This window comes from Niallia sp. RD1 (genome assembly GCF_024219955.1).
GTDB classification, from domain to species: Bacteria; Bacillota; Bacilli; order Bacillales; family Cytobacillaceae; genus Niallia; species Niallia alba.
Window position 1 is genome coordinate 2,519,042 of the sequence record NZ_CP100420.1, and the last position, 26,633, is coordinate 2,545,674.

Below are 26,633 nucleotides of genomic sequence, written 5' to 3' on the forward strand. Positions count from 1 at the left end.
CGAAGAATTCATGTTATATTTTCTTACAAATGTATAGACTTTATATTTATTCAATCATAAAATAGAAGATGGAAACTAACAAGGGAGTGAAGAGCTCATGACTTCAGCATATCGCATATCGATGCTTGTAAATGATCAGCCGGGAGTTCTGGCTCGTATATCCAGCTTATTTGGAACGCATCATGTAAATATTGAAGATATAAAAACGAAAAAATATAAACGAGAAGCAACGACGAGAATACAAATTTCTAGTTCAGCAGGAGACAAGCAAGTTCAAAACCTTTTAATTGGATTACAGGGACTAATGGATGTCGTAGAAGTGGATGCAGATGCCATTCATAAATCGGCTTTCCAACAAAGATTGCTTCAACGTACAGATACTATTCAAACACTAAGAGAGCAAAAAACATTAAGCAAAAAAGTATCTTACTGGCTAGTTGCCTGCAGTTTATTTTTAACATTATTCGGAACGAATATCCCAGCATCTCTTTATTCGCTTTATCGAATGGAGTGGGGACTTACATCGGGAATGATTACACTTGTGTTTGCTATTTATGCCTTTACCGTAATTCCCGCTATCGTCATTGCTGGGCAATTATCAGATCAAATTGGGAAAAAGAAAGTGCTAATTCCAGGGATTTTCTTCTCACTGATAGGAACATTTTGCTTCACCATCGCAAATGGTCTTGGAATGCTGCTTATTGGCCGTTTATTCCAAGGATTATCTGTCGGTATTTTAAATGGAGTAGCAGTAGCTGCTTTAACAGAGTTAGATGAGAAGAAAAACACGAAAAAGACCGCGTTAATATGTGCTCTTGCTGTTACACTTGGTAATGCATTCGGGCCAATTCTCTCCGGATTGCTTGGTGACTTTGCTCCAATCCCATTAAAATTATCTTATTATGTACATTTATTATTTATCATCCCATGTTTTATCCTTCTGTTTTTCCTAAATGAAAATATTAGACCAGGTCTAAAGCCTGTTCAATTAAAGAAACCATTTGTTCCAAAAGAAATAATGAAACCATTTTTATTAGCTTCCTTTACTTCTTTTGTGGCATGGTCGATTATTAGTATGTTTATGTCTTTAATACCATCCAATCTGTCTAGCTTTACGACCGTAACGAGCTTAACCATATCAGGAATTGTTGTAGCACTTGGATTAATCGCTGCGGCCTTTAACCAAATTTTATTAAAACAATTATCCTTAATAAAATTGATTGCAATTGGATATGTTTTCCTAGCGGTAGGGCTTATGCTTCTAGTTATTACAATTAACACCCAATCGCTGACATTATTGTTGATTTCAGCTGTACTTATTGGTGGAGGGAATGGACCAGCGTATGCGGGAAGCTTAGCGCTAGTAAATGAAGTGGCACCAAGTAAAATAAAAGGAAATATTGTTTCTACCTTTTTTGTAATTACGTATCTAGGTGTAAGCCTGCCAGTTATTGGTCTCGGCTATTTATCACAGACATTTGGAGTTGCTGGCGCCGTAACAACATATGTACTTATCATGGGAGCACTTATATTGTTAATTGCAGGTTTTGCTTGGAAAGAAAGAAAAACCATTTTTACAAAATAAGCATATCTCACACTGAGGGAAGTTTTGTAAATATTAAAGATCAGTTTTCTACTTTTAAGTGGGAACTGGTTTTTTTATTTTTGGAAAAAGGAGAGAATCGTAAAGTAAATGTAAAGATACAAAAAAATGATAATAAATCTTGGACTATTGAATACAATGGTGATGTAGTATTTTTAAAGCAAACTTTGGGAAGGGAATCTGCTTTGAAATTCCATCAGAATTAACATTGGAAGGCCCCGTAGACAGAGACGATCTGGGTGGCTAAAATTGTGTTTTTAAAAAGGTAAGTAGATTCCCTAAACCATTGAGAAGTAGAAGCTACAAGTGGTAGAATCCGTATAAAAGAAAAAAATAAAAAAATTGTCGAAAAGAGGTTGCTTTTTTAACAATACGGCTATATAATAAAAAACGTGTTAAAAATAAGTAAAAAAACAGTAAAGAAAACTTAATAAATGCGGGTGTAGTTTAATGGTAAAACCTCAGCCTTCCAAGCTGATGTCGTGGGTTCGATTCCCATCACCCGCTCCATACATACGCTCACAACGCAGTGTTTCGTTTCATTAAGAACGAAGCATTGCGTTTTTTAATTTTACAAAGAAAATAGCTATATGCAGGAGAGGGTGTTTCCGCTGTATCGGCTCTCCTGACAAATTATTATTCTACAATGGAAAAAGAAGCTTCTCCTCCATGAACCTGTACAAACATATTAAGTAGGGATTCTACCATTTGGTTTGCTTTTTCACTTTCAATGGATGGGGGAAGATAGACAATTTGAATGGCATTTTTCGTAGATGGTTGGACAGGTGCTCTGTCGGAATCGACAAAAGGACTGCCAAATGGACCAAGCTCATCTGCAGATACAATCAAATTTTCAATCGAATTCATTCTTCCATTAAGACCAGCATATTGTTCGCCTTCTTTTCCAATACGTATGTTTATATTTCCTTGAAGATTGGCACAATCATAAATACCGATAGGAACGCCATATTGAAGGGAAAAGAAATTATTAATATCAATGCTACTATTGATTGGCTCTAAGTAATTTTGTTTTTTGATGCGTCTAAGCAGGCTTTCTGCTGAATGGCGATAGCGATTTGGATCTTTACCTGTCTTTTTAAAGATTTCCCGCCATTCTTTTACAGAAGGAATATCGGTTACGTTATTATCTTCTAAATCAAAAAAAATAGACTCTTGAAAAAGTCGCATTCGCCCTTTTATCATCTGTGGTGTGTCCATTACTTCCATTCCTTGATAATGAATGAATCCGATCTTGAAATTAGGTATCAATTGCTTAATCTGTGCTGAGATGGAAATATCCAATATATACACCTCCAATATAATAGTTGTTTATGTTATCCTATATTTTAGCGTAATCTTAATGAAAAACCAATGAAAAGGAAGGAGGGAGCCCATTGGATTTCCGTGAATTAAAGAAAGATATCATTGAATATAGTAAAACAATCGGAATAGATAAAATAGGCTTTACCAGTGCCAGTACCTTTGAAGAAATGAAAGTACGTTTAATCAGGCAGCAAGAATTAAATTATCAATCTGGTTTTGAAGAGAAAGATATAGAGAAGCGGGTAAACCCCTCCCTTCTATTAGAACAGCCAAAGTCGATTATTTCGATTGCACTTGCTTATCCTTCTAAAATGAAAGAAAGGGTAGTCAGCAAAAAAGGAGCACGCAGAGGCATATTTTGCCGTGCTTCTTGGGGAACTGATTATCATGTTGTATTAAATGATCGTTTGAAGAAACTTGAGGATTATATAAAAGAAAGAATCCCGGATGCATTGTGTAAATCGATGGTAGATACCGGGGAATTGGTGGACCGAGCAGTTGCTCAGCGTGCAGGTATTGGCTGGTCTGGAAAAAACTGTGCGATCATCACACCAGAGTTTGGCTCTTATGTTTATTTAGGAGAAATGATTACCAATCTTCCACTAGATCCAGATACTCCAATGGAAGATCAGTGTGGAACATGTAATAAATGCGTAGAGGTTTGTCCGACAGGTGCGCTTATTCAAGGTGGACAGTTAAATGCTCAAAGATGTATTGCTTTTCAAACACAGACAAAGGGATTTCTAGCAGAAGAATTTAGAGAAAAGCTCGGAAACCGAATTTATGGCTGTGACACCTGCCAAACTGTTTGTCCGAAAAATAAAGGAATTGATTTTCACAATCATCCAGAAATGGAGCCAGACCCAGAAATTGCAAAACCATTGCTCCAGCCACTACTATTTATCAGCAATAAAGAATTTAAGGAAAAGTATGGTTATATTTCTGGTTCTTGGCGTGGAAAAAAGCCGATTCAGCGCAACGCGATTATTGCACTTGCTCATTTTAAAGAGGAAGGAGCAGTCGGAGATTTAATTACTGTTATGAAAAAAGACCCAAGACCAGTGATAAGAGGAACAGCAGCATGGGCTTTAGGGAAAATTGGCGGCGACGAGTCAAAGACTGCCTTGCAAACAGCAACACAACAAGAAGAAGATCAAGAAGTTCTACAAGAAATCCAAGATGCTTTACAGCGATTAGCGCATTAATTAATATGGCTGGTTTCCTTTGGGGGAAGATCGCTGTTTTTTCTTGTGGTGAGAGGGAAAGAGGTTTTCATCGTGTGGCTGACCGCTAATATTTCGTGGAGTGGTAGGAAAAGAGGCGTTCATCGTGTGGCTGACCGCTAATATTTCGTGGAGTGGTAGGAAAAGAGGCGTTCATCGTGTGGCTGACCGCAAAAATTTCATAGAGAAAGAGAAAAAGTGGTTTTCATCAAGTGAATGAACACCAAAATTTCATAGAGAAAGAGAAAAAGTGGTTTTCATCAAGTGAATGAACGCCAAAATTTCATAGAGAAAGAGAAAAAGTGGTTTTCATCAAGTGAATGAACGCCGAAATTTCATGAAGAAAGAGAAAAAGTGGTTTTCATCAAGTGAATGAACGCCAAAATTTCATGAAGAAAGAGAAAAAGTGGTTTTCATCAAGTGAATGAACGCCAAAATTTCATAGAGAAAGAGAAAAAGTGGTTTTCATCAAGTGAATGAACGCCAAAATTTCATAGAGAAAGAGAAAAAGTGGTTTTCATCAGTAGGATGAACGCCAATACTTCATACAGTAAGAGGGAAAATGTCTTTCCTCATTTTTTACTAATTAATACGAGACCAAAAAGAAGGATATCTATGCCTTCTTTTTTTTGTACAGTTCTTCTCCCTTTAAACATAGTTATTAAAGAAGGGAGTAGATGGAATGAAACAACAATTAATGGAGCTTATCGAGAAACGGATTCAGCAATGTGTTGCAAAAGAAAGAACAGCCATAGTAGATGAGAAATTAGAGCGAAAAAGAAATAGTATGAATAAAAGAAATGCTGAAATAGTTCATGTGAAGGCAAAAGGGAAAATTGAAGATAGTCAAAAAAAGGCGGATGAGACAGAAGAATTGGTTTATTCTGTTCATCTCCAATATTTTATCAAGCAAGGCGAGCTTTTTATTGTTGAAGAAGAGGTCGAAAATAGAAAAGGTGTTTTTTATAAAGGCGTATTAATTGAAGATACGGAGCTCCTCCCAGCTTATCCAGAAGATTATCGAGAGGTACCATTAGCTGAAGAATTTAGAGAAATGAAAGAGAGATCGAGTCGCTACACATATGATCGTCTAAAAGCAGTGCAATATGCAGAGAAATGGTGGAATAGTTACAATCCGAAATACCACCAATTTGAGGTCGATTGTACCAATTATATATCGCAATGTGTGCATGAGGGAGGGGCGCCGATGAGAGGCTATCCGAACCGTAATAAGGGTTGGTGGATGCAAAATAATAATTGGAGCTACAGTTGGTCTGTAGCGAATGCATTTCCAAGATATTTAGAAACTTCTACTGCCGGTCTACGTTCAAATAAAGTAAATAGCGCAATGGAGTTAAAGCTTGGAGATGTCATTTGTTATGATTTTGAAGGGGATGGGAAATATAATCATACAACGATTGTCACGGGAAAAGATGCAAATGGAGAGCCGTTAGTAAATGCACATACGTATAATAGTCGCATGCGCTACTGGAAATATGAAGATTCAACTGCCTATACTCCAAATATTAAATATAAATTCTTTACGATTATTGATGGTTAAAAAGGAGAATAATCTCTTTCGCATTTCCTTTTAAGTAGGTGTATAATGGAACGGAAAGTAATAGTTAGAGGTGACAAATTTGGCAATACATATTGTTCTATACCAACCACAAATACCTTCCAATACAGGCAATATTGCCAGAACATGTGCGGGAACAGACACGGTGCTTCATCTAATTCGTCCATTTGGATTCTCCACCGATGATAAAGCGTTAAAGAGAGCAGGCTTAGATTATTGGGAATATGTCGAGATTCATTATTATGACTCCTTAGATGAATTTTACAAAAAAAATGACGGCGGAGCTTTTTACTATGTTACGAAGGTTGGAGAAACGCCTTATGACTCCTTCAATTACAGTGAAATAAATAAAGATCATTACTTTATTTTCGGAAGCGAAACAACGGGGCTTCCTCAAGAAGTTATTCAGAATAATTTAGATAGAACTTTACGAATCCCAATGACAGATAATATTCGTTCTTATAATCTTTCAAATACAGCAGCTGTTCTTATTTATGAGGCATTAAGGCAACAAAATTTTGGACATCTAAAAAAATAATATTGAAACAATGACAGAGTGTAAATCGTAATAGATTTATACTCTTTTTTACACTAGTGTTGCATTAATTTAAATTCACTATTAAAAATACTCAAAATGTTCAATATTATTATTTTGCGCAAAGAAAAAGTCCTTTATAATGGATTAGTCAGGTGGTAACCCGTCCAAATCCACTAAAAAAGGACCATCACATGGACAAGATTACACGAAAAACTTCATTTGGACAATGGTTTTCACCTATAAATCTTCAATTATTTGAAGAAAACGTGAAAACGATGAAATTAGATTACTATACGAAAAAATTAACGACAGAGTCATTTCTAAAATTACTACTTTTTGCGCAGCTACAAGAAATTGAAAGTCTGCATGCGCTGGGTGATTGTCTTTTTCGATGACCAGCTTCAAAAAGGGATAGACCTTGATTCTATTAGTATTTCTCAGTTGTCACGGCGGTTAAACGGCATAAACCCTGATCTATTTCAAAGGCTTTTCCTTGATTTAGTGTCACAAATTCATGCCAAAACGCATTACACGAAACTCGTGATGCCGTTAAAAATCATTGATTCAAGCACATTGCCACTTAATTTGACCAATCATAAATGGGCTAAATTCCGCAAAACAAAAGCAGGTGTAAAGTTACATTTGCGCCTTGTGTTTATGGAAAAGGGTATATCCTATCCTGAAAAGGCCGTTATGACAACGGCAAAAGAACATGACCGTGGTCAGCTTGAAATCATGGTGGATGACAAGGAATGCATGTATGTGTTTGACCGTGGTTATCTAGACTACGAGCGCTTTGATCGCATGACTGATGATGGCTACTTCTTTCTTTCACGGCTACGCAAAAATGCAGTCATACGGAACGTTTACGATTTTAAGCTACCCAAGGATACAGCTGTTTTATCAGACCAAATGGTGTTGATAGGTACGACTCAAAACCGTGCTGAAAATTACTTTCGGCTTCTAAAAGTGATGGACTCAAAAGGAAATGAACTTCATTTAATTACAAATCGTTTTGATTTAAGCGCCGAAGAAATTTCAGAAATGTATAAATCACGGTGGGCAATTGAGCTGTTTTTTAAATGGATCAAACAACATCTCAGCATCAAAAAGTTCTACGGTCAAAGCGAATGGGCGATTCAAAATCAAGTATTTATCGCACTAATTGTTTTTTGCCTACATGTTCTCGTGCAAATCGAGACCAGAAGCAAGCGAAAAACCTTACAGATTAGCCGTTATCTAAGGGCTGCATTGTGGAAACCAGCGAATGTTTGGCTTCGAAAGATTGAAGGAAAAGCCATCCCTTAAATATGCAAATTGTCGTCGTTGCAAAAGTCTAATTGTAAATAAATTTCCAAATGGATGGGGCCACCTTTGATTGGGTATTTACTTTTTTGCCTCTAAACAGGGAAGGTGAGTAAACTGAAAATTATGACACTATTTATGCAACACTAGTGTCTTTTTTATTATAAATAGACTAAAGGGAAGTGGATGTGAAATGGTCTTTACTATATCGAAAGATTTTCTCTTTTTATTAAGCTTCTTTATCCTTCTTTTTGGATCAGAAGGCTACTTAAGAAAAAAGCTAGGACTGCCAAATAAAAAGGAAAAAAAGGTCCATCCACTACAAAAATGGTTGGATTTTACGATGATACTCAGTGCTATAATCTTAATGTTTTTATTAGATAGTCCAATAGTAAGTATGTGTATATTAATCTGTCATAGCTTTCTTCAATCTTTTGTAGAGTGGAGATATAATAAAAAGTCAAAAGAATGGATTATTTATTTAACAAGCGGGCTAATTCTTTTTGTCCTAACGATTATTGGTATATTATTAGGATATAGTTACTATCAGTAATTTTTGAAAACAATAAGAAAAAAATAAAGGAGAGGATTTCATGAATCAAACAATTGAAACAATACTCAATCATCGCTCTGTAAGAAAATTTACAGATAAGGAGTTAACCCAAGATCAAATTCGTCTCCTTGTAGAAGCTGCCCAAAGTGCTTCTACCTCTAGTTTTGTACAAGCCTATAGTATTATTGGTGTAAAAGATAAGGGAAAAAAGAAAAAATTAGCGGAATTAGCTGGAAATCAGCAATATGTGGAAAACAATGGTCATTTATTTGTTTTTTGCGCTGATTTATATCGCCATGTTGTAGCAGCAGAAATGGAAGGGAAAAAGGAAGCGGCACTGGAATCGATTGAAAGCACAGAAAAATTTATGGTCAGCCTTATAGATGTAGCATTAGCTTCACAAAATATGGCAATTGCCGCAGAGTCATTAGGACTTGGCATTTGTTACATAGGTGGCATTCGAAATAATTTAGTGGAAGTGAGTCAGCTATTAAAAACACCGGATCATGTTTTACCGGTATTTGCTTTAGTTGTAGGCTATCCAGATCAACAAACAGAGAAAAAACCAAGAGCTCCATTTCATCATATTTATCACGAAAATGAATATGAGCAAGACCTAGAACAATATAAAAGTGGGCTAAAGGAATACAACGAAGAAATCACCGAGTATTACGAGGAAAGAACAAATGGAGCAAGATCGGATACATGGACAGCGCAAATGGCCGGTAATTTTGCACAAAAATCGCGTATGTATATGAAAGGGTTCGTGCAACAGAAGAAATTCGATTTGAAATAACTCAAAGAAGGACAATAAAACAGTGTCAGAGTGAACCGATGCTGTTTTTTTATCCCACTCTTAACGGGCAGTAAGACCCCCACCTCAAGCTGCGGAAATTGAAGAAGCTAGGTGGGGGTGCACCGAGATCTAAAAAGTAGACAATATAAATTCGGTTTAGTTTAATAAATCTAATTAGGTTAAGCAATAGAGCACTTTCTTAGTAAGGTCAGAAATGTACTCATTGGTGACAATTCATCACCCCTTTTATCTTCATAATTAGATTGAAAATCCCTTCCCTTGGCTCTTTTAGGTAGGGGATTTTTATGATTAAAATGGATTAATTCTTAGACGACATTCCAATTCGTATATTTCTCTATTTAATTTTCCAAGCTCATCTTTCAGTTCTATGTTTTCTTTTAATAATCTCTCTATTTGTTCCTTTTCATTTATGCCCTTTTCAAAAGCAGTCCCTTCCCACCTATAGTATTCTAGGAAATTATAAACGTCATCTTCGCCTACAAAGTATTGGCCGGTAGCTTCTTTTGAACCTTTAAGTATTCCCTCATCTAGCCATTGTCTTACCTTTTCTTTACTGCATTTTATTCCACATGAATGCATTAATGAAGTAGCTTCTTGCTCTGTTAAAATAGTCAATGTATCAATCCTCCGATATCTTAACTGTTCAAGTAATTTCCAATGTATGTAATGTCCTTTTCTTGTTGTTCTCTTATCATCTTGGCGAAGTGTCTCAGAACCCTGGGAGCCTGTCAAGGAAGGCACTTGACAAGCTCCCAGAATTCTGAGGTGTGGTCTGTAAGATGACAAGGAGAAAATATAGCCTGTGGCTCTCTGTTTAACTAGCCGCGACATATTGATTAGGTGTCTTATAGTTCAACGTACTTTGAATTCGTTTATGATTATAGTAATAGACAAAGTCATTAATAACCTTTATAGCTTCAATTTGATTATGAGCCACCTTTAGTTCTTCTAGGCATTCCGTCTTTAGATAGGAGAAGAAGCTTTCAATACAGGCATTATCAAAAGGATTGGCCTTTCTAGACATACTTGGCGTAAGTTGGTTTTTTGCCACTAATTGATGCCACTTGGTTGAACGATAGGTAAAACCTTGATCAGAATGAAGGATTAGTTTCTTGTTTTTATTTTTTCTCTTTTTCAATGTGTCTAGTAAGGAGGCCTTTACTAAATTAACGTCATGGATTTCAGCTATCGAATGCCCTAATACTCTATTATTGTGTAAATCTAGGATTGTAGACAAATATAGTTTTCCATTTCCATAGGAAATTTCGGTTACGTCAGTGACCCATTTCTCATTTATTCGTTTGGTAGAAAAGTCTCTTTGTAATATATTTTCATATATAAATCCTGCTGAGGCGACTTTATGCTGTTTAGTTCCTTTTTTCCATTTACGCGCCTTGCTTTTCAAACCTAACTCTTGCATTAGTCGGCGTACAACTTTCTCACTTGCGGGAATGTTATACTGGTTATTTAAAACAGCACGTATTTTTCTATAACCATACCTACTTTTATGTTCCTCGTAAATCAATTGAATATACTCCTTTAACTGTCTTTCTTTCTTTGATTCTCTTTTCTTTTTTTCTTTCTTTTTTTCATATTTATAGTAGCCGGCTCTTGAGATTTGTAGTTTTGCACAAATCTTCCCTATTGGATATTTCTTTTTTAGTTCGTCCACTACCTTGAATTTATACTTTTTCCCTCCTCGTTCAGAATTGCTAGATACTTTTTTAAAATTTCATTCTCCATTTCTAGTTCCTGTATTAATTGATCTTTATCCATTTGAGGTTGCTTTCTTCTTTTACGTTTCAATCCTACTTCACCATATGTTTTATATCTATTAATCCACACATAGATATAATCTGGGTCTGGAATTCCATAGTCAGAAGCAATAATTAATACGCTTTCTCCTGCCATTGCTCTTTCTACTGCCTCTAACTTCAACTCTGGTGAATACTTGTTATTTTTTCGTTTACTTGTAGACATGTATTATCGGCTCCTTTTACTATCTGTATGGTCACTTTTTCCCGAATTTATACATGTCTACTAATAGGGGCTCACTGTAGGGAAACTGCCCGTAAAGGTCCGATAAGTGCAACTAACCATAAGTGGAGGATGAGGAAAAACCCCCACTTATGGAAGTTTTCTTTATGCAAAAGTCTGAATTGCTAAATAAGAATTAGGAAAAAGAAAAAATTCCTCTTTCCTATCAATTGTTATTTTATAGCGGTTCTCCGCGCTAAAGAAAAGGTTTTTCTCCTAATTAGTTAGGTTCTCTAAAAAAACTATTCCTTCTTTTAAGCATGTTCGTATTCTCTGGTGCATAGATTATATTAATCGTCTCTGATAAAGTGACAGGGGAGGTCCATATGAGTATATTAAAGAAAATCGAGATGCATAGACAAGAAGAAGAGTTGTTGAAGTGGGAAGGGACATTTGAAGAGTATTTAGAAATATTGAAGGAAAAGCCATGGGTAGCTCAATCTGCACATTCAAGGGTTTATAACATGATTAAAGATGCAGGTATTGATGATGTAAATAGGAAAAAACAATATAAATTTTTTTCTGATCAGCTTTTCGGTTTAGAAGAGCCATTAGAAAGATTAGTAGAAGAGTATTTTCATCCAGCTGCCAAACGTCTAGATGTAAGAAAACGTATTTTATTACTAATGGGTCCAGTCAGCGGGGGTAAATCTACATTGGTTACGATGTTGAAAAGAGGCTTAGAAGCATATACGTACACAGAGCGTGGAGCAGTATATGCAATTAAAGGATGCCCAATGCATGAAGATCCACTTCACATGATACCACATAGTCTAAGAAAAGATTTTTATGATGAATATGGAATCCGCATTGAAGGAAACTTATCGCCACTCAATATGATGAGACTTCAGGAAGAATATAATGGAAAAATTGAAGATGTAATTGTAGAAAGAGTATTTTTCTCAGAAGATAAGCGAACAGGGATTGGAACCTTTAGTCCATCTGATCCGAAATCTCAAGATATCGCTGATTTAACGGGAAGTATTGATTTCTCTACGATTGCTGAATATGGATCGGAATCAGATCCACGGGCTTATCGTTTCGATGGAGAGCTGAATAAGGCGAACCGAGGGATGATGGAGTTCCAGGAGATGTTAAAATGTGATGAGAAATTCTTATGGCATTTATTATCATTAACACAAGAAGGTAACTTTAAAGCGGGAAGATTTGCCCTCATTTCTGCCGATGAGCTAATCGTTGCTCATACAAATGAAACAGAGTATCGCTCCTTTATTTCTAATAAAAAGAATGAAGCATTGCATTCCCGTATTATTGTCATGCCGGTTCCATATAATTTAAAAGCATCTGAAGAGGAAAGAATCTATGAAAAAATGATTCGAGAAAGTGATGTTTCGGATGTTCATATCGCTCCACACACATTGAAAATCGCTGCAATCTTTACGATTTTAACTCGATTAAAAGAGCCGAAAAAAGGCGATATTGATTTAGTGAAAAAAATGCGTTTATATGATGGCGAAAGTGTAGAAGGCTTCAGTTCTGCTGACTTGAAGGAACTGCAAAATGAATATGGTGATGAAGGAATGAGTGGGATCGATCCACGTTATGTCATTAACCGTATTTCCTCTACGATCATTCGCAAGGATGTAACAAGCATCAATGCATTAGATGTGCTGTTGTCAATAAAAGAAGGATTGGATCAACATTCTTCCATTACAAATGAATTAAAAGAAAAATATTTAAATTGCATCTCCTTAGCGCGTAAGGAATATGATGAAATTGCCAAGAAAGAAGTACAAAAGGCATTTGTTTACTCTTACGAAGAGTCTGCTAAAACGTTAATGGATAATTATTTAGATAACGTAGAAGCCTATTGCAATAAAAATAAGCTTCGTGATCCATTAACAGGTGAAGCGATTAATCCAGACGAAAAACTAATGCGTTCTATTGAAGAACAAATTGGTATTTCTGAAAATGCGAAAAAATCTTTCCGTGAAGAAATCTTGATTCGTATTTCCGCTTATGCAAGAAAAGGAAAGAGATTTGATTATAACTCTCATGATCGCTTACGTGAGGCCATTCAGAAGAAGTTATTCGCAGATCTGAAGGATGTCGTGAAAATCACTACTTCAACTAAGACACCAGATGAACAGCAATTGAAGAAAGTAAACGAAGTGGTAGCACGCCTAATCGATGAACATGGCTATAATTCCACTTCAGCAAACGAGTTATTGCGTTATGTAGGAAGCTTATTGAATCGCTAAATAAATTGGTCAAAGGAGGAACAGGCTAAAACACGTCTGTTCCTCTTTTGCCTAATAGGATAGAGAAGCTTGTATGTATTTCTAAAATGAAACATATCTAATAAGGCCCTTTTCTGAAAAAAGTAAAATTATCGAAATTATTAGTAAATTATTTATGCCATCTGCATATGATAGAGTAATCACTTTATTTAGATATAGCATTACCCAAATTAGTGTATGCGCAAATTACTTCATATGTGCACAAAAGGATGAAAAAAATTTAGGAGGGGTAAGATGACCGAAAAGCAGAATAACCATCAGTTTGTAATATCCCAAGAAAATTGGTCCCTCCATCGCAAAGGCCATGATGATCAACAACGTCATCAGGAAAAAGTGCAGGAAGCCATTAAAAATAACCTACCTGATTTAATTACAGAAGAAAACATTGTCATGTCAAATGGTAGAGAAGTTGTGAAAATCCCCATTCGTTCATTAGACGAATACAAAATTCGATATAATTATGATAAAAACAAACACGTTGGGCAAGGGAATGGAGACAGTCAGGTTGGCGATGTGGTCGCACGCGATGGATCTGGAAATCAAAAAGGCCCAGGAAAAGGGCAAGGAGCAGGAGATCAGGCTGGAGAAGATTACTTTGAGGCAGAAGTATCTTTAATGGAATTGGAAGAAGCTCTATTCAAGCAATTAGCATTGCCGAATTTACAAAGAAAAGAACAAGACCAAATTGTTGTCGAGAATATTGAATTTAATGATATTAGAAAAGTAGGCTTAATGGGTAACATAGACAAGAAAAAAACGATGATATCAGCATTTAAACGAAATGCCATGTCTGGAAAACCAGCATTTCACCCCATTTATCCAGAAGATTTAAAATTCAAAACGTGGAATGAAGTGCAAAAGCCAGAGTCCAAAGCAGTTGTACTTGCGATGATGGACACAAGTGGTTCAATGGGCTTATGGGAAAAATATATGGCAAGAAGCTTTTTCTTCTGGATGACCAGATTTCTTCGTACAAAATATGAAACTGTGGAAATCGAATTCATTGCCCACCACACTGAAGCAAAAGTTGTGTCGGAAGAAGATTTCTTTTCCAAAGGAGAAAGTGGAGGTACAATTTGTTCCTCTGTTTATCGAAAAGCATTGGAACTGATTGATGATAAGTACGATCCCGGCCGATTTAATATTTATCCTTTCCATTTTTCAGACGGAGACAATTTAACATCCGATAATGCTAGATGTGTTAAATTAGTAGAAGAGTTGATGGAAGTTTCCAATATGTTTGGTTATGGGGAAGTCAACCAATACAACCGACATAGCACGCTTATGTCCGCTTACAAAAATATTCAAAATGAAAAATTCCGCTACTACTTACTGCGTCAGAAGGCAGATGTATTTAATGCGATGACAAGTTTCTTCCGAAAAGAGGAAGAAGGACAGATGTATGCATAAGGAATGGAGGCACAACTCATGGGGGTTGTGTTTTTTTCTGTTTGTTGATTATTATTTATTTGTTACCAAAACTATATGAAATTATTTTGTGATAAATTAACTGTAGGGAAGGAAGTGGAAAAATGACGAGTCATTATTTTATCGCTACCATGAGACCTATTTCTGAATTTCATGAAAAGGAGAATAACGCCCCTTTTATAAGTGGGGAAGCTTATAAGGAGGAATTACCTTTTACAATGCCATATGTTTATGAAGTAGGCGGAGATGATATAGAATTTATATCCTTTTTAGATGATTTCATGCAGTTAGGAGATGTTGTGGAGCAGTACATTTATGAAGAAGGGCGTAATGGAATAGCACTTTCGGAAAATTTCCCAGAGGAGGCAATAACTATAAATCTTTTGAATAAAACCTATAAGGATCAATTTGGTGAATATCAATTAGATTCTAAGAAATGGAAGGAAGATCTTTCAAGAAGAACTATTGCTTCTAAAAGAAGTGTAACTACATTTATGAAAAGTTAGTTGGATAAGTAGAATAGGAAATATAAATGGAGGTTATCCCGGAGAGAACTGTCTTATCTTTCATATACGCAGCTGTAAATCTCTTTTAATTTATATAAAGTTTTAGACATATCTAGAAGTAGGATTGAGCTTTTTCAATCTATGAACTTAAGTCAGTGAAATAGAATAGTTGCATGTCTAGTGAAATTAACTGAATCTCATTTATAGAAGAAGATTTCCTATTTCTTGATTTGTTTGAATAAAATCATATTACTTTCCAATATCTTTTTGTTTTCTTTAACTATTTTAAATATCTATGATCATTCTTCAAAATTTGATGTATTTAATCTAAAGTTGTATCCTGAAGAATCGTCTTTTACTTCCCAATCTTTCTTAAAAACAATTTTGTTAGTTTCCTATTAGTATGTTTGATTTGTTGATCTTTGGATGGATATTCATAGAAAAACTACTACTAAAATTTTTTTCGTTAAATCTAGTGATTTGGACGTATCTTTTATTTTTGAGGCTTCATTAATAAAAATAATGTATATAGGATGGGGAAGTCAACTAACATTATCGAATTACGACTATATCCGGCAACAAAAAAACTTCAAGATGAATTCTGCTATTATATAATACAAAGACAAGTTTCTTCCGAAAAGAGGAAGAGGGACAGATGTATACATAAACGGTGAAAATACGCTCGTTTTATTGGGTGTTTTTTTTTTTGCCTATCCTAAGGCGGTTAGTCACGGCAGGAAGGGGAAAAACGTATACTGTCCTTGCTTAAACAAATACAAACAAATTTGGTGAATTGTCTAACTTCACATGGTAGAGGAAGATGGTGTGGATCGCTGTATCGAAGGAAAAGCATAGAATGTATTTAGGAAATTTAGCGAGCGTGTCAAAATACCTGAATCCGTGATAAAAAATAATTCTTCCGATAATTTTAGGAATTCCTTATTTTCTTGCCATTCGTACTAATTTAAGTTGGATTGATTGTTTTTTGTGTACACTAAATAAAACCTGCTTACCTATAATTTTTTTCAGGTCTTATTACCTATTCAGTTTCCTAGGCTTATGTTGTAAATGAAAGATACAGTCGTTTAAAAGTAGGAAACCAAGGACTATGATTTCCAAACTTTAAGTAAATTCTTCGGGAATGCTTTACCAATTTTGCAGCTAATGTAATCAAATTCTGGATAACCGTTTTTACTCGGCGACGGAAGACCTTTCTTTTAAGCGGCGCATCCCCTGATTTCAGGCTTTCTTGGCCAATAATCCGAAGGAGATTGTAGGTTAAACATCCAAGATGTAAGATTAATTCATTGGTGGCAAATTTCCCAGAAGGGAAACGTTCTAGGTCTAAATCCGTTTTTAATTCACTGTGGAATTGTTCACAAGTGGCATGTTCGTGATAAAGGCTAATTATTTCCTCTGTTTCATTAGGTAGGGTAGTCCAATAGCTCTCAAACTCAACATCTGGGATTAAGAGGATTTGGCCGTTTTTATCAATCGTTCTTTCTGTTACTTTATAGACTTGGCGAATGGCTTTTTTCATTCCCTTTGGAGTTGTTTCTAAAGCACCATAGAATACACGTTTTCCTTCTCGCTCCTGAACGCATTTACCGAATTGTTCAGCTACCATGAGCCAGTTTTCAGGCTTTTCACGGCGAGGATTTCGTTTAATTATGAAATCGGCCTTTTCATTCACACAAACTTTTAGGTTTTCGACACTATCGTTTCCTGCATCCATACGGACCAATAACGATAGATCAGTAATCATCCGAGAATATATAATACTTTTCTCGAGAAATTTCTCAGTATCCTTTTGAACGTGTGTGCTTCCCTCCCGAAGTTCCACATTTACAACGTAGCCTTCTTGACCCAAATAGGAGAAGTTAGGGGAATACCCGTCACATCCTTTGTATGTGCGACTAACCCCTTCTTTCTTAGTATTTGAGTTATCAAATGGCGATACATCAATATCCAGAGGTACGTATGATTTTTTGTCACTAGTAATTGTTGGAGTGACAGGAGAATCAAATTGCCGTATTAGTTTAGCCGATTCTTCCAGAACAATGGATTTCCATCCAGTCACCTTGGCAATTTGATCGAGTCGTTGCCGTAGTGTGGGACTTGATGGAACCACTTGAATATCCAATGCACGATAAAAGAAGGGATCATCTCGAAATTCTTCGATATGGTCGAAATCATTCTTACCTTGGCACAATAGACCCACATAAGAAGTGGTAACATCCCCATTAAGAATGGCCGGAGACGACTTGATTTCTGGGACCTTTAAGGATGAAAAACGTTTGTAAAATTTTGTTTTTGATAAAAGCAAACCTATTAAACCTAGACCCGAATGGGTCGTTAATGTATCATCGGAATCTTCTAAAATAAACTTAACCAATTTCAACACCTGCCTGGTGAAATAAAATTATCAACATAAATCAGCTGATAACATTATTATATCAGACTTTGTGGGCACATTTATTATTAATTACGTCACGGATTCAGGAAAATAAACATAATGGAAGGAAATGGTATTATGGGGGGATTGCTAAAAAAGTAAAATAGCAGTTTTAGAAAGAAAAAAACTAATAATTTCTGTGTATTTAAGATAGAGACTAAAAAATTTATTTTTATATTTTGAAACCTTAAGAAATTTACATCGTCTAACAGTTATTATTAAAAAATCCAATTATGTTGGTAAAATGAAAAAATAATGTATTTTTTAGGTTGCTAAGCTAGTATTGAAATTAGAGAGAAAGGGGGGATATTTAGTTTGGAAGAGAAAATCCCTAATGAGTTAACAAAAGATGATTTGATTCTTTACTTAATAAATCAATATGGTTTGATGGTAAAAAAACTTGCATATTCGTATGTTAAAGATATTGGTCTTGCCGAGGATATTACGCAAGATGTTTTTTTAAGATGTTATAACAAATTAGATGACTTTAAAGGCAATCGGTGTTTGTCAAGATAGTTGTCGCATTTAACTTGTTTACTAGTGTAAGAACGTAAGGGTAACTACCGCGCTTTGCTTGGTGGCCTTCTCATCAAAGAACAGAATTCATTCTGTTCTTTGATGAGAAGGGAATGGGTAGTTCAAGCTCAGTCGCAGTGGGGCTATTTTGTTCCATCCTTTTCTATCTTGTCCTTTATTGGGTTTAAAGCCACTGAATCATGTGCACTCCAGTCTCTAGTTGAGCGCGTCCAACGTTCTGGATGCTTTTGTTTCGCTAGTTCATAAACTTCTTTGCGCTTTTTCAGTATCCCAATATGCGCACCTGTGTGGCATTGTTCTGGCGTCACAAAATTTATACCACTGTGTAAATGTATACAGTTATACCAATTCACAAATCTTAATGCCCATTCACGTGCAGCCTCAAGTGTTTCAAAGCCTCTGTACGGGAATTCAGGTCGATATTTCAGAGTCCGAAACATTGCTTCAGAATAGGGATTGTCATTACTTACTCTTGGTCTTGAATAAGAGCTTTGGATCCCTAATTTTTCAAGTAATACCTGAAATGTTGCGGCTTTCATGGGACTGCCATTATCGGAATGTAAAACGAGTGGTTTACCTTGGATTTTTTCACTAATAATCGTCTTCTTCATTAAATCTTCAGCGTGTTTTGCCTCCTCTGACTCCCAAATCTCCCAACCTACGATTTTTCTACTAAAAATATCGATAATTAAGTAGAGTCGATAAAACAAGCCTTTCACCGGCCCTTTTAACCACGTTATATCCCATGTCCATACCTGGTTTGGGGCTACTGCTAAATGACTTTCTGGTAATCTACCCTCGGGCTTTTTGCTTCTTCCCCGATGATTTTGCATTTTATGCTCACGAAGAACTCTATAAAAGCTAGATTCGGAGGCGATATAAATGCATTGATCTGCTAATTTTGGCACGATTTGAGTAGGCGGTAGGTCTACAAATTCCTCTTTTTTAACAACCTCCAGTATCTCTTGTTTTTCCTCTATCGTTAATTTATTTTTTGGCTCTGGACGTAACGCAATAGGGCGTTGATCCTCCTTGATTCCACCTTCTGAAATCCAGCGTTCATAGGTGCGAACGCTAATGTTCAATTCTTTACACGCCGGGGCTAATCGCGCACCATTTTGGTTTGCTTCTTGGATGAGTTCTACTGCTAGTGCGCGATCTGACGGGCTGATCATTCGTCCTCTTGGTCCCCCCAGATCGCTTGGGCCTTTTTTCTTAATAGTAATAAGGCTGCAGCTTCTGCCAATGCTTTTTCTTTTTTACGCAAATCTTTCTCTAATGCCTTTCCTCGCTTTTTCTCCTCTTTTAATTCTTGATTTAACTGCTTTGTTTGACTAGATTCTCGCCCATTTGCATTAAGGCATGAATCTCGCCATGCGTCAATCTGTTCTTTATAAAGTCCCTTTTTTCGACAATACTCCGCTAGCTCCGCACCATTCATTGAGTATGTTTCCATAACTATGAGAAACTTATCTTCACTGCTCCAGTGTTCAGAACTTTGTCCATCTCCGGGTGTGGGGTTTCCAGATGATCTAGCCTCTTTTCTCCACTTGTAAAGCGTGGGTTCAGTAATGCCCAACTCTTCACTTAATTGGCCAACCGATTCATTAGTGGGGGGCATCATTCTCTTAATAATTGATGCTTTCTCTTCCTTTGTATAACGTTTACCATTATTACTTTTCATGTCGATCAACCTCCGTGTATGATTTAAACTATACACTAAAGTTCCCTACGACATCTATCCTAACAGAGGGGGCAATTCGCAATATAAAACTTGGATTTATAGGATAACCATTAATCGTTCTAAAGATGTATTAAAAAAAGAGAAATATAAAATATTTTTACATAATACAAAATTAGTTTTTTCGAATACAGAGACTCCTGAACATATTCTTATTCAACATGAAAGCTATGCGCTTGTTTCTGAGGCATTATTCGCATTACCAATAAAGTATAAGGAAGTTATGTATCTATATTATTATGAAGAATTAAAAATTATAGAAATACAGAAACTCACTAGTGTTGCATAAATTTTGACTGAATTTTCTGCTTTCTTGTTTTTACTCATGAGAAGAAAAACAAAGACATTTGAATAGAGGTAGTTAACATCCATTTTTTTACTATAACCTTTGACGAGTGCAACAGACCTGTGAAATTCTTTAGGGCACGGTTTTCCCTACGATTTTTCGTAGCCATAAATGAGCGGATTTCCATGGTGCCGCTTTGAGTAAGCGACTAATTTGTAAGTACGTTCTTGAACTGTTCGTGTTCAGCTGTGCCAGTACATTTAGGCAATATACAATCATTGCGATATACACTTGATTATGTACGCCTTGTTCGCTCTGCGCGTAGAACTTTTTGATGTTCAGGTGCTGCTTCAACCATTTGAAAAATAGCTCGATTGCCCAGCGCGATTTGTACAATTCAGCGATATCATCGGCGCTTAAATCAAATCGATTCGTAATTAGATGCAGTTCGTTACCTTTTGAATCGAGCACTTTGATGAGGCGAAAGATATTTTCTGCACGATTTTGTGTGGTGCCGATCAGAATCATTTCATCCGACAATACAGTTGAATCGATTGGCAGTTTAAATGGCTCTACGACACGAATGACCGCATTTTTTCGCAAGCGTGAGACGAAGAAATAGCCATCATCGGTCATGCGGTCAAATCGCTCATAATCTAAGTAACCACGATCAAAAACGTACATGCATTCTTTGTCGTCAACGAGTACCTCTAGCTGGCCACGATCGTGTTCTTTCGCATTTGTCAGCACCGCATTATCAGGATAGGAACAGCCTTTTTCTGCGTAAACAAGGCGCAAATGAAGCTTGATACCTGATTTTGTTTTGCGAAACTCCGCCCATTTGTGATTATTCAAATTGAGTGGCAACGTACTCGAATCAATGATTTTCAGCGGTGTTGTCGTTTTCCGGCGCTGCTCATATTGAGATTTCGCATGAATCTGAGCGACTAAATCCAGAAAAACGTGCTGGAACACGTCTGTTGGAATTTGATTTAATCGGCGGCCTAATTGCGAAAAGCTAATCGATTCTAAATCCGTTGCTTTTTGAAGGTCGTCTGAAAACAATGTCTCACTGACAGCACGTAAACTTTCGATTTCGTTGAGTTGTGCAAATACGAGTAATTTCAAGAATGAAGTGATGTGTAGCTTCTTTGTATAGTAATTTAAATGATGGGTTTCCACTAATTCTTCTAATTTCGTTGAAGAAATCGGTGTAAACCATTGTTCAAATGATGTTTTTCGTGTAAACTTATCCATGCTTATGGTCCTTTGTATTGGATTTGGATGGTTTACTACCGCTCAACCAGTATAAAGGATTTTTTTATGCTTGGGTTATATTACAGAAAATTCAGATTTCTAGAAAGCGTTGAATTATTTTAATGCGACGCTAGTGACAGAAACTATTAAATTTAAAAGTGGGAACGATAAAGACTAGATTACGTAGAGGGAGAAAATTATTGAAAGATACCTTAGAAAAGGGTGGTGATTTATTTGAATCAAAATATTCGGAAGACAATTAAAAAAAGTCTCAATGAAGAAACCTTTAAAAATATTGAATTTTCAAACGAGGAAAAAAGAAATATTATAAGTTTAATAGAGAAAAAGCAGAGAAACCAAAAAAAATATTCATTTATTTTAATTAGTCTTACAAGTATTTGTGTATTAATAGTCTTTATGATTTTTGTAAAGGGAGAATATGAAGATTATTCTAATTTAAATCAAGCACAACTTAAAGTTCAGAAATACAATGCTAAGTATAACTTAGAAATTCAAGATCGAAAACAATATAATGAGTCATTATCCAATATTTATGAGGAAATTTATAGTTTTTTTGATAGTTTGCAACAAGATAGCCCCAATTTAACAAATAAGTTAAAGGGATTCAAGACTTTTGACAATCAAACAATTATATATACTAAGGATGAGGTAGAAAAGAAGTTTGTTTTACCTTTTAATCCAAGTACAAAAATAGAATTTATTGTTTTAGGAGATTATAAAATAATTAGTGAAAATAAATTAGATATTACTATTCAAGTGAAATTAACAAATCAGTCAAAAAATTTGAAATTTAGCTTTGTTAAAGAAAATGATGATTGGGTAATTTGGGATTTAAATTCTTAATATTTGTACCATTAAGAAAATATTATGATTATAGAAAAGGAAGGGGAAAACATGATTATAAAAAAACACATTATAATTACTTTAATATTTATAATGTCCGTATTGAATTTAGTAGCTTGTTCAAATTCTAAAATTAATAGTAAAACTGAAAATGAATTTATCGAAATGCAACAATTGAAAGAAGAAAATCAGAAGTTAAAAGAACAATTAACGTTAATAAAACTACAAAATGAGCTTTTACCTAAAATACAAGAATTATCATATTATTTTTTCAAAAGCATGTCTGAGGGGAAATTTGAAGAGGTAAGAAAAATAATGGTTCACGATAATACAATTGATAATAAGGGGAATATTATTTTCTCAATTGATGGTCAAAATACGGAATATCTATTTGATAATTTTGATATTAGACAAAATGAATATCCAAAATTAAGGTTTTTTTTGATGAATTCTGAAGATGAATTTACCATAGGGTATACTTACTTTTTAGATAATAATGTTGAAGAATTTGTACTGAACCTTACTTTTATTAAAGTGGGGGAGCAATGGAAATTGAATGGTCTTTATAAAGATAAGTAGAGAGAGTTAAAAGGATAAATAATAATTATATAAAAATGGATATCTGAAAAAAGTTGTACCTTTTTCAGATATCCGGGAAAAATTTCTAATACCAGCCCCACCATTGAGCATAACCGTAATAAATGGCATATGCAATGTTATCTTGTCCTTTTGTTGATTTTATATAAGGTAAATCGGATGAATTAGATATAAAACCGGTCTCGGTAAGTACAGCAGGCATACTATTTTCTCTTAAAACATGTAAATCTTGATAATATGGATCTTTATGTTTTGGTAGATATGCTGTAACACGAGAGTTGATTTTTTGGGCAAGTGTTTTGCTGTTGGAAACATCGTGATTATTAGGATAAATAACAGTGGTACCTCTAGCACTTGTATTTGTAGAAGAATTGATGTGAATGCTAATGAAAGCATTTGCCTTTTTATCTTTGGCTACCTTTACTCTATCTGCAAGTGTAAGATATTTATCTGTAGTTCGAGTCATGTATACTTTTGCACCCTTAGCTTCAAATCGTGCTTTCACCTTTTTGGCAATTGCTAAATTTATATTCGATTCTTTAGTTCCATCTTTCCCCACTGCCCCTGGATCAGAGCCTCCATGACCAGGATCTATAACTATTACTGGATTACTAGGAGCTATAACTCCGTAAGTGATAATATTTTGAGTTGGTTCTGAATTTAAAGTGATCTTTACCTTAGAATAATCGAAAAATGGTCTAGAAAAATCATAATCTCCAATTATCTCAATTTTGTTATTGTTAGATAAAAACTTAACTGATTCTATTTCTTTAAATTGAAATGCAGTGTTTAACATTGAATCTAGTAAAAAACTAATATTGTAGTTATTATTAATATTTTCTGTGAATTCTTTACTGAAATTTAATGTAAGTTCAGTATCGTTTATTTCTGTTGATAGTAATTTAACTTTATCTGGGATCTCAGAGAAGCGTGTTAACCCTTCATATTTTTTTGATAAAAGATTATCAAATACGTACTGAACTTTATCTTCTAAATTATTAAAGGAGCCTGTATCTAAAGGAAGTTCAGTCTTCACTGTGTTGAATTCTTGAGAATCTATTAAATAAATAAATAGATTTGCTGAAACCTTTGCATGTGTAACGGGAGCTAGGATACTGTGACTGCTAGAATAAAGTGTACAGTTTTTGCTTGATAAGATGAAACGCTTATTGTAAGCGTCAAACCATGTGGGTATAGTTTGACGCTTACCAGGAATCCACTAAAGAAATCACATTAAGTATTGGGGTATCTTATTTTCCCGAAGATGGAGAGGACTTTAACACTTTAATCAAGCATGCGGATATGGCGATGTATAAAGCGAAGAAACATGGCAGAAATAACTTTATAGAATATTCATCTGCTTTTGAGGAAGAAAAGTTAAACCAAATAACAATGCTGCAAGAATTAAAATTAGCAATTAACCAAGAGCAATTTCATTTGAATTTTCAACCTAAGCATAGTTCTAATGATAATAAAATTGTTGGAATAGAGACATTAGTAAGATGGCAGCATCCGTCAAAAGGAATTATCAGCCCAGTTAAATTTATCCCTTTAACGGAGCAAAATGGTTTAATCATTCCTATTAGTAATTGGATTATTCAAGAAGCTTGCAGGATTTATTCACAATGGATTCAAAGTTATCATGTGTCCTTTCATCTATCGATTAATGTATCTCCAGCCCATTTTTTAGATAATGGTTTTATTGATTTCTTATTAAAATAAGTAGAAAAGTATCATATACCTACTTCTATGATAGATATTGAAATAACAGAAAATTTAGCAATAGAAAATACGGAATTGACCAGAAAAAAGATCAATATTCTTAAGAAAAAAGGATTTCAAATATCAATGGATGATTTCGGAACGGGGTACACTTCCTTAACTTATTTATCACAATTTAATTTAGATCGGATTAAAATTGATCGCTCATTTATAATGGAACTTCCAGATAATAGGAATAATGGAGCTATTGTTGAATCATTAATATCTGTTGCTAAAAACCTGGATATGATTGTAACAGCAGAAGGGGTAGAGACAGAAGCACAATTAAAAATACTTAACAAATGGGGGTGTGACGAAATTCAAGGATATTTTTTCAGCAAGCCATTACCAGCTGAAGAGCTTATTGAATACTGGAACAAACAAGTTAAGGATGACTGTTAATATAAGCATTCCTTTCCTCTTATATCATTTAAAAAGGCAGGGGTACGTTGTAAGTAAAGGCGGAGCTGCCCCAATGTCATAAACCTAAATTGTAAAAATATGTAAATATTAAAAAAGATTCATAAAATTGTTGTATAAAATTGAAAAAACCCCTTGACTTTTCAGAAACACCTCCATAATCAGCGTGAATACCAGTTCTTGGTATATCTCGTACGAAATGGGGTTTTTTTGTTGAAAAAAAGCAAGTTTTTAGAAGCGATTGAAGTATGTAGGGAGGTATTGTACGATTTCCATTTCATGTGCGATTCCCGCATGAAATCAACCTACTTTACACGTAAAGGAGGCAAATTGACTTTCCCAGAAACAATTTTGTTTGTGCTAAATCTAGTAACGAGAAGCTTGCAGATTGAGTTGAATGACTTTTTTGAGTTGATTAAAAAAGAAGGAGAAATTATAAGTAAACAGGGATTTTCACAAGCGCGAAAAAAAATAAAACCAGAAGCCTTCAAGACGTTATTTGACACCATTACGACGTGGTTTTATCAGACAAATAACTCCTTTAAATATAAGGGCTTCCGGTTATATGCGATTGATGCGTCTATCATAGAAATAGCCAATTCCCAAAGGCTAAGAGATACCTTCGGCGCATCAAAGGGCAATGGCAAGGAACTTGCCAGAGCCATGGTATCTACTATTTATGATATCGGAAATGATTTATTTGTAAAGGGGATAATCACAAAATGTACAGATAGCGAGCGCACAGTAGCGATAGAATTAATTGATAGTTTCCTAGAACTGCGTTCTAACCACGACCTTTTTCTTTTTGACCGTGGGTATCCATCTCAATATTTCTTTCACTATCTTTTGAAGAATAAAGTGAATTTTGTTGTTAGAACGCCAGTTAATTTTTACCGAGCCGCTATAAAAGAAGGGATCCCTGATCAGGTCATTGAACTCAAGTATAAAAGCAACGTCATGCGTTTGCGTGCGGTCCGTATCCCATTAGGCTCTGGAGAAGATGAATTACTTATAACGAATATATTAGATGAGTCTTTTGATATTCCGGCTTTTAAAGAGTTGTACTTTAAACGATGGTCAATCGAAACAAAATACGATGTCTTAAAAAACAAAATACAGATTGAAAGATTCTCAGGCGAAACAAAACAGACGATTGAACAAGAGTTTTATGCTGCTTTATTTTTAAGCAACATGGCTTCCCTACTAAAGCATGAGTCAGATGTGATCATCGCCGAGGATCAGAAGGATAAAGACTTAAAGCACAAATATAAAACTAACACCAATATTTTAATTGGCGCACTAAAAGATAAGCTCATTTGTTTAATCATTGAACCAAGTCAAAGGCGAAGAAAAAAGATGTATAAAGACCTACTGAACGAAGTTCAGCGAAATAGAGTCCCAATTAGACCTGGAAGGAAATTTAAACGTTCCAGAGGGCTAAATGCGAATAAACATGGATTTGGACAACGACCAGCTATCTAACAAAACGAACAAATAGGAAAATCAGGGAAATGCCAAAAAAATTAAATAGGCACTTCCCGG

21 protein-coding genes, 1 tRNA gene and 3 pseudogenes are annotated in these 26,633 nt (G+C 35.2%); 17 read left to right on the forward strand and 8 right to left on the reverse strand.

The features are described from left to right. Positions 1–97 precede the first annotated feature (97 nt). The 3 genes from NKG37_RS12000 (at position 98) to NKG37_RS12010 (ending at position 2,113) form a co-directional block, all read left to right on the forward strand. On the forward strand, positions 98–1,585 hold the full coding sequence (locus tag NKG37_RS12000; protein WP_254416262.1) for an MFS transporter: 1,488 nt from the start codon (positions 98–100) through the stop codon (positions 1,583–1,585). After that, positions 1,552–1,809 (forward strand): hypothetical protein, encoded by a 258-nt coding sequence (locus NKG37_RS12005; RefSeq protein WP_016204259.1) that lies wholly within the window; start codon positions 1,552–1,554, stop codon positions 1,807–1,809. Before NKG37_RS12000 ends, NKG37_RS12005 begins: the two co-directional genes overlap by 34 nt. 230 nt (positions 1,810–2,039) lie before the next feature. Further along, a tRNA-Gly gene (locus tag NKG37_RS12010) sits at positions 2,040–2,113 on the forward strand. 126 nt (positions 2,114–2,239) lie between these two features. Here the strand turns inward: NKG37_RS12010 and NKG37_RS12015 are convergent. After that, positions 2,240–2,905: a B3/B4 domain-containing protein gene (locus NKG37_RS12015; protein WP_254416263.1), complete on the reverse strand. Its 666-nt coding sequence runs from the start codon at positions 2,903–2,905 to the stop codon at positions 2,240–2,242. A gap of 92 nt (positions 2,906–2,997) precedes the next feature. Between NKG37_RS12015 and queG the strand changes: the two genes are divergently transcribed. From queG to nfsA, 6 genes and pseudogenes are all read left to right on the forward strand, one after another. Further along, the gene (gene queG / locus NKG37_RS12020) at positions 2,998–4,131 is read left to right on the forward strand and encodes a tRNA epoxyqueuosine(34) reductase QueG (RefSeq protein WP_016204257.1); all 1,134 of its coding nucleotides are present in this window, start codon (positions 2,998–3,000) and stop codon (positions 4,129–4,131) included. A gap of 700 nt (positions 4,132–4,831) precedes the next feature. Continuing rightward, the gene (locus tag NKG37_RS12025; RefSeq protein ID WP_254416264.1) at positions 4,832–5,710 is read left to right on the forward strand and encodes an amidase domain-containing protein; all 879 of its coding nucleotides are present in this window, start codon (positions 4,832–4,834) and stop codon (positions 5,708–5,710) included. A 79-nt stretch (positions 5,711–5,789) separates the two neighbouring features. Further along, complete coding sequence (gene trmL, locus NKG37_RS12030) at positions 5,790–6,266, forward strand: tRNA (uridine(34)/cytosine(34)/5-carboxymethylaminomethyluridine(34)-2'-O)-methyltransferase TrmL (RefSeq protein WP_016204255.1); 477 nt, start codon at positions 5,790–5,792, stop codon at positions 6,264–6,266. A 191-nt stretch (positions 6,267–6,457) separates the two neighbouring features. Then, a pseudogene (locus NKG37_RS12035) lies at positions 6,458–7,574 on the forward strand (IS4 family transposase). 190 nt (positions 7,575–7,764) lie between these two features. Then, positions 7,765–8,124, forward strand: coding sequence for a DUF4181 domain-containing protein (locus NKG37_RS12040; RefSeq protein ID WP_016204254.1), 360 nt, complete (start codon positions 7,765–7,767; stop codon positions 8,122–8,124). A gap of 40 nt (positions 8,125–8,164) precedes the next feature. Further along, positions 8,165–8,920, forward strand: a complete 756-nt coding sequence (gene nfsA / locus NKG37_RS12045; RefSeq protein ID WP_254416265.1) for an oxygen-insensitive NADPH nitroreductase — start codon at positions 8,165–8,167, stop codon at positions 8,918–8,920. 309 nt (positions 8,921–9,229) lie between these two features. On the opposite strand, the gene NKG37_RS12050 is transcribed toward nfsA, so the two are convergent. The 3 genes from NKG37_RS12050 to NKG37_RS12060 all read right to left on the reverse strand — a co-directional run bounded on the left by NKG37_RS12050 (position 9,230) and on the right by NKG37_RS12060 (position 10,921). Further along, positions 9,230–9,556 carry a hypothetical protein gene (locus NKG37_RS12050; RefSeq protein ID WP_169189520.1) on the reverse strand — a complete coding sequence of 109 codons (327 nt, stop codon included), beginning with the start codon at positions 9,554–9,556 and terminating at the stop codon, positions 9,230–9,232. A gap of 199 nt (positions 9,557–9,755) precedes the next feature. Continuing rightward, positions 9,756–10,613: an IS3 family transposase gene (locus tag NKG37_RS12055; protein ID WP_254416266.1), complete on the reverse strand. Its 858-nt coding sequence runs from the start codon at positions 10,611–10,613 to the stop codon at positions 9,756–9,758. Next, positions 10,613–10,921: a helix-turn-helix domain-containing protein gene (locus NKG37_RS12060; RefSeq protein ID WP_016205486.1), complete on the reverse strand. Its 309-nt coding sequence runs from the start codon at positions 10,919–10,921 to the stop codon at positions 10,613–10,615. The genes NKG37_RS12055 and NKG37_RS12060 overlap by 1 nt, the downstream gene beginning before the upstream one ends. 383 nt (positions 10,922–11,304) lie before the next feature. On the opposite strand from NKG37_RS12060, the gene NKG37_RS12065 reads away from it, so the two are divergent. The 3 genes from NKG37_RS12065 to NKG37_RS12075 all read left to right on the forward strand — a co-directional run bounded on the left by NKG37_RS12065 (position 11,305) and on the right by NKG37_RS12075 (position 15,173). After that, complete coding sequence (locus NKG37_RS12065) at positions 11,305–13,200, forward strand: PrkA family serine protein kinase (RefSeq protein WP_254416267.1); 1,896 nt, start codon at positions 11,305–11,307, stop codon at positions 13,198–13,200. Positions 13,201–13,473: 273 nt separating this feature from the next. After that, on the forward strand, positions 13,474–14,649 hold the full coding sequence (gene yhbH, locus NKG37_RS12070) for a sporulation protein YhbH (protein WP_016204251.1): 1,176 nt from the start codon (positions 13,474–13,476) through the stop codon (positions 14,647–14,649). Between the two features lie 122 nt (positions 14,650–14,771). Continuing rightward, complete coding sequence (locus tag NKG37_RS12075; protein ID WP_016204250.1) at positions 14,772–15,173, forward strand: hypothetical protein; 402 nt, start codon at positions 14,772–14,774, stop codon at positions 15,171–15,173. 1,057 nt (positions 15,174–16,230) lie between these two features. Here the strand turns inward: NKG37_RS12075 and NKG37_RS12080 are convergent. Beyond that, the gene (locus NKG37_RS12080; protein WP_118977697.1) at positions 16,231–17,574 is read right to left on the reverse strand and encodes an IS1380 family transposase; all 1,344 of its coding nucleotides are present in this window, start codon (positions 17,572–17,574) and stop codon (positions 16,231–16,233) included. A gap of 369 nt (positions 17,575–17,943) precedes the next feature. On the opposite strand from NKG37_RS12080, the gene NKG37_RS12085 reads away from it, so the two are divergent. Further along, positions 17,944–18,144 carry a sigma factor gene (locus tag NKG37_RS12085; protein ID WP_254416268.1) on the forward strand — a complete coding sequence of 67 codons (201 nt, stop codon included), beginning with the start codon at positions 17,944–17,946 and terminating at the stop codon, positions 18,142–18,144. A 143-nt stretch (positions 18,145–18,287) separates the two neighbouring features. On the opposite strand, the pseudogene NKG37_RS12090 reads toward NKG37_RS12085, so the two are convergent. Continuing rightward, positions 18,288–19,849, reverse strand: a pseudogene (locus tag NKG37_RS12090) (IS3 family transposase). Between the two features lie 475 nt (positions 19,850–20,324). Further along, a complete protein-coding gene (locus tag NKG37_RS12095) occupies positions 20,325–21,449 on the reverse strand; it encodes an IS4 family transposase (protein WP_100346321.1) in 1,125 nt (374 codons plus the stop codon). 234 nt (positions 21,450–21,683) lie between these two features. Between NKG37_RS12095 and NKG37_RS12100 the strand changes: the two genes are divergently transcribed. Both NKG37_RS12100 and NKG37_RS12105 read left to right on the forward strand, forming a co-directional pair. Beyond that, entirely contained in the window at positions 21,684–22,313 is a 630-nt protein-coding gene (locus NKG37_RS12100; protein ID WP_101730411.1) for a hypothetical protein, read from the forward strand. 24 nt (positions 22,314–22,337) lie between these two features. Then, entirely contained in the window at positions 22,338–22,892 is a 555-nt protein-coding gene (locus NKG37_RS12105) for a hypothetical protein (RefSeq protein WP_254416269.1), read from the forward strand. 85 nt (positions 22,893–22,977) lie between these two features. On the opposite strand, the gene NKG37_RS12110 is transcribed toward NKG37_RS12105, so the two are convergent. After that, complete coding sequence (locus tag NKG37_RS12110; RefSeq protein ID WP_016201841.1) at positions 22,978–23,946, reverse strand: N-acetylmuramoyl-L-alanine amidase; 969 nt, start codon at positions 23,944–23,946, stop codon at positions 22,978–22,980. A gap of 203 nt (positions 23,947–24,149) precedes the next feature. On the opposite strand from NKG37_RS12110, the pseudogene NKG37_RS12115 reads away from it, so the two are divergent. Further along, positions 24,150–25,073: pseudogene (locus NKG37_RS12115) on the forward strand (putative bifunctional diguanylate cyclase/phosphodiesterase). 312 nt (positions 25,074–25,385) lie between these two features. Beyond that, positions 25,386–26,573 (forward strand): IS4 family transposase, encoded by a 1,188-nt coding sequence (locus NKG37_RS12120; protein ID WP_254414795.1) that lies wholly within the window; start codon positions 25,386–25,388, stop codon positions 26,571–26,573. Positions 26,574–26,633: the final 60 nt, after the last annotated feature.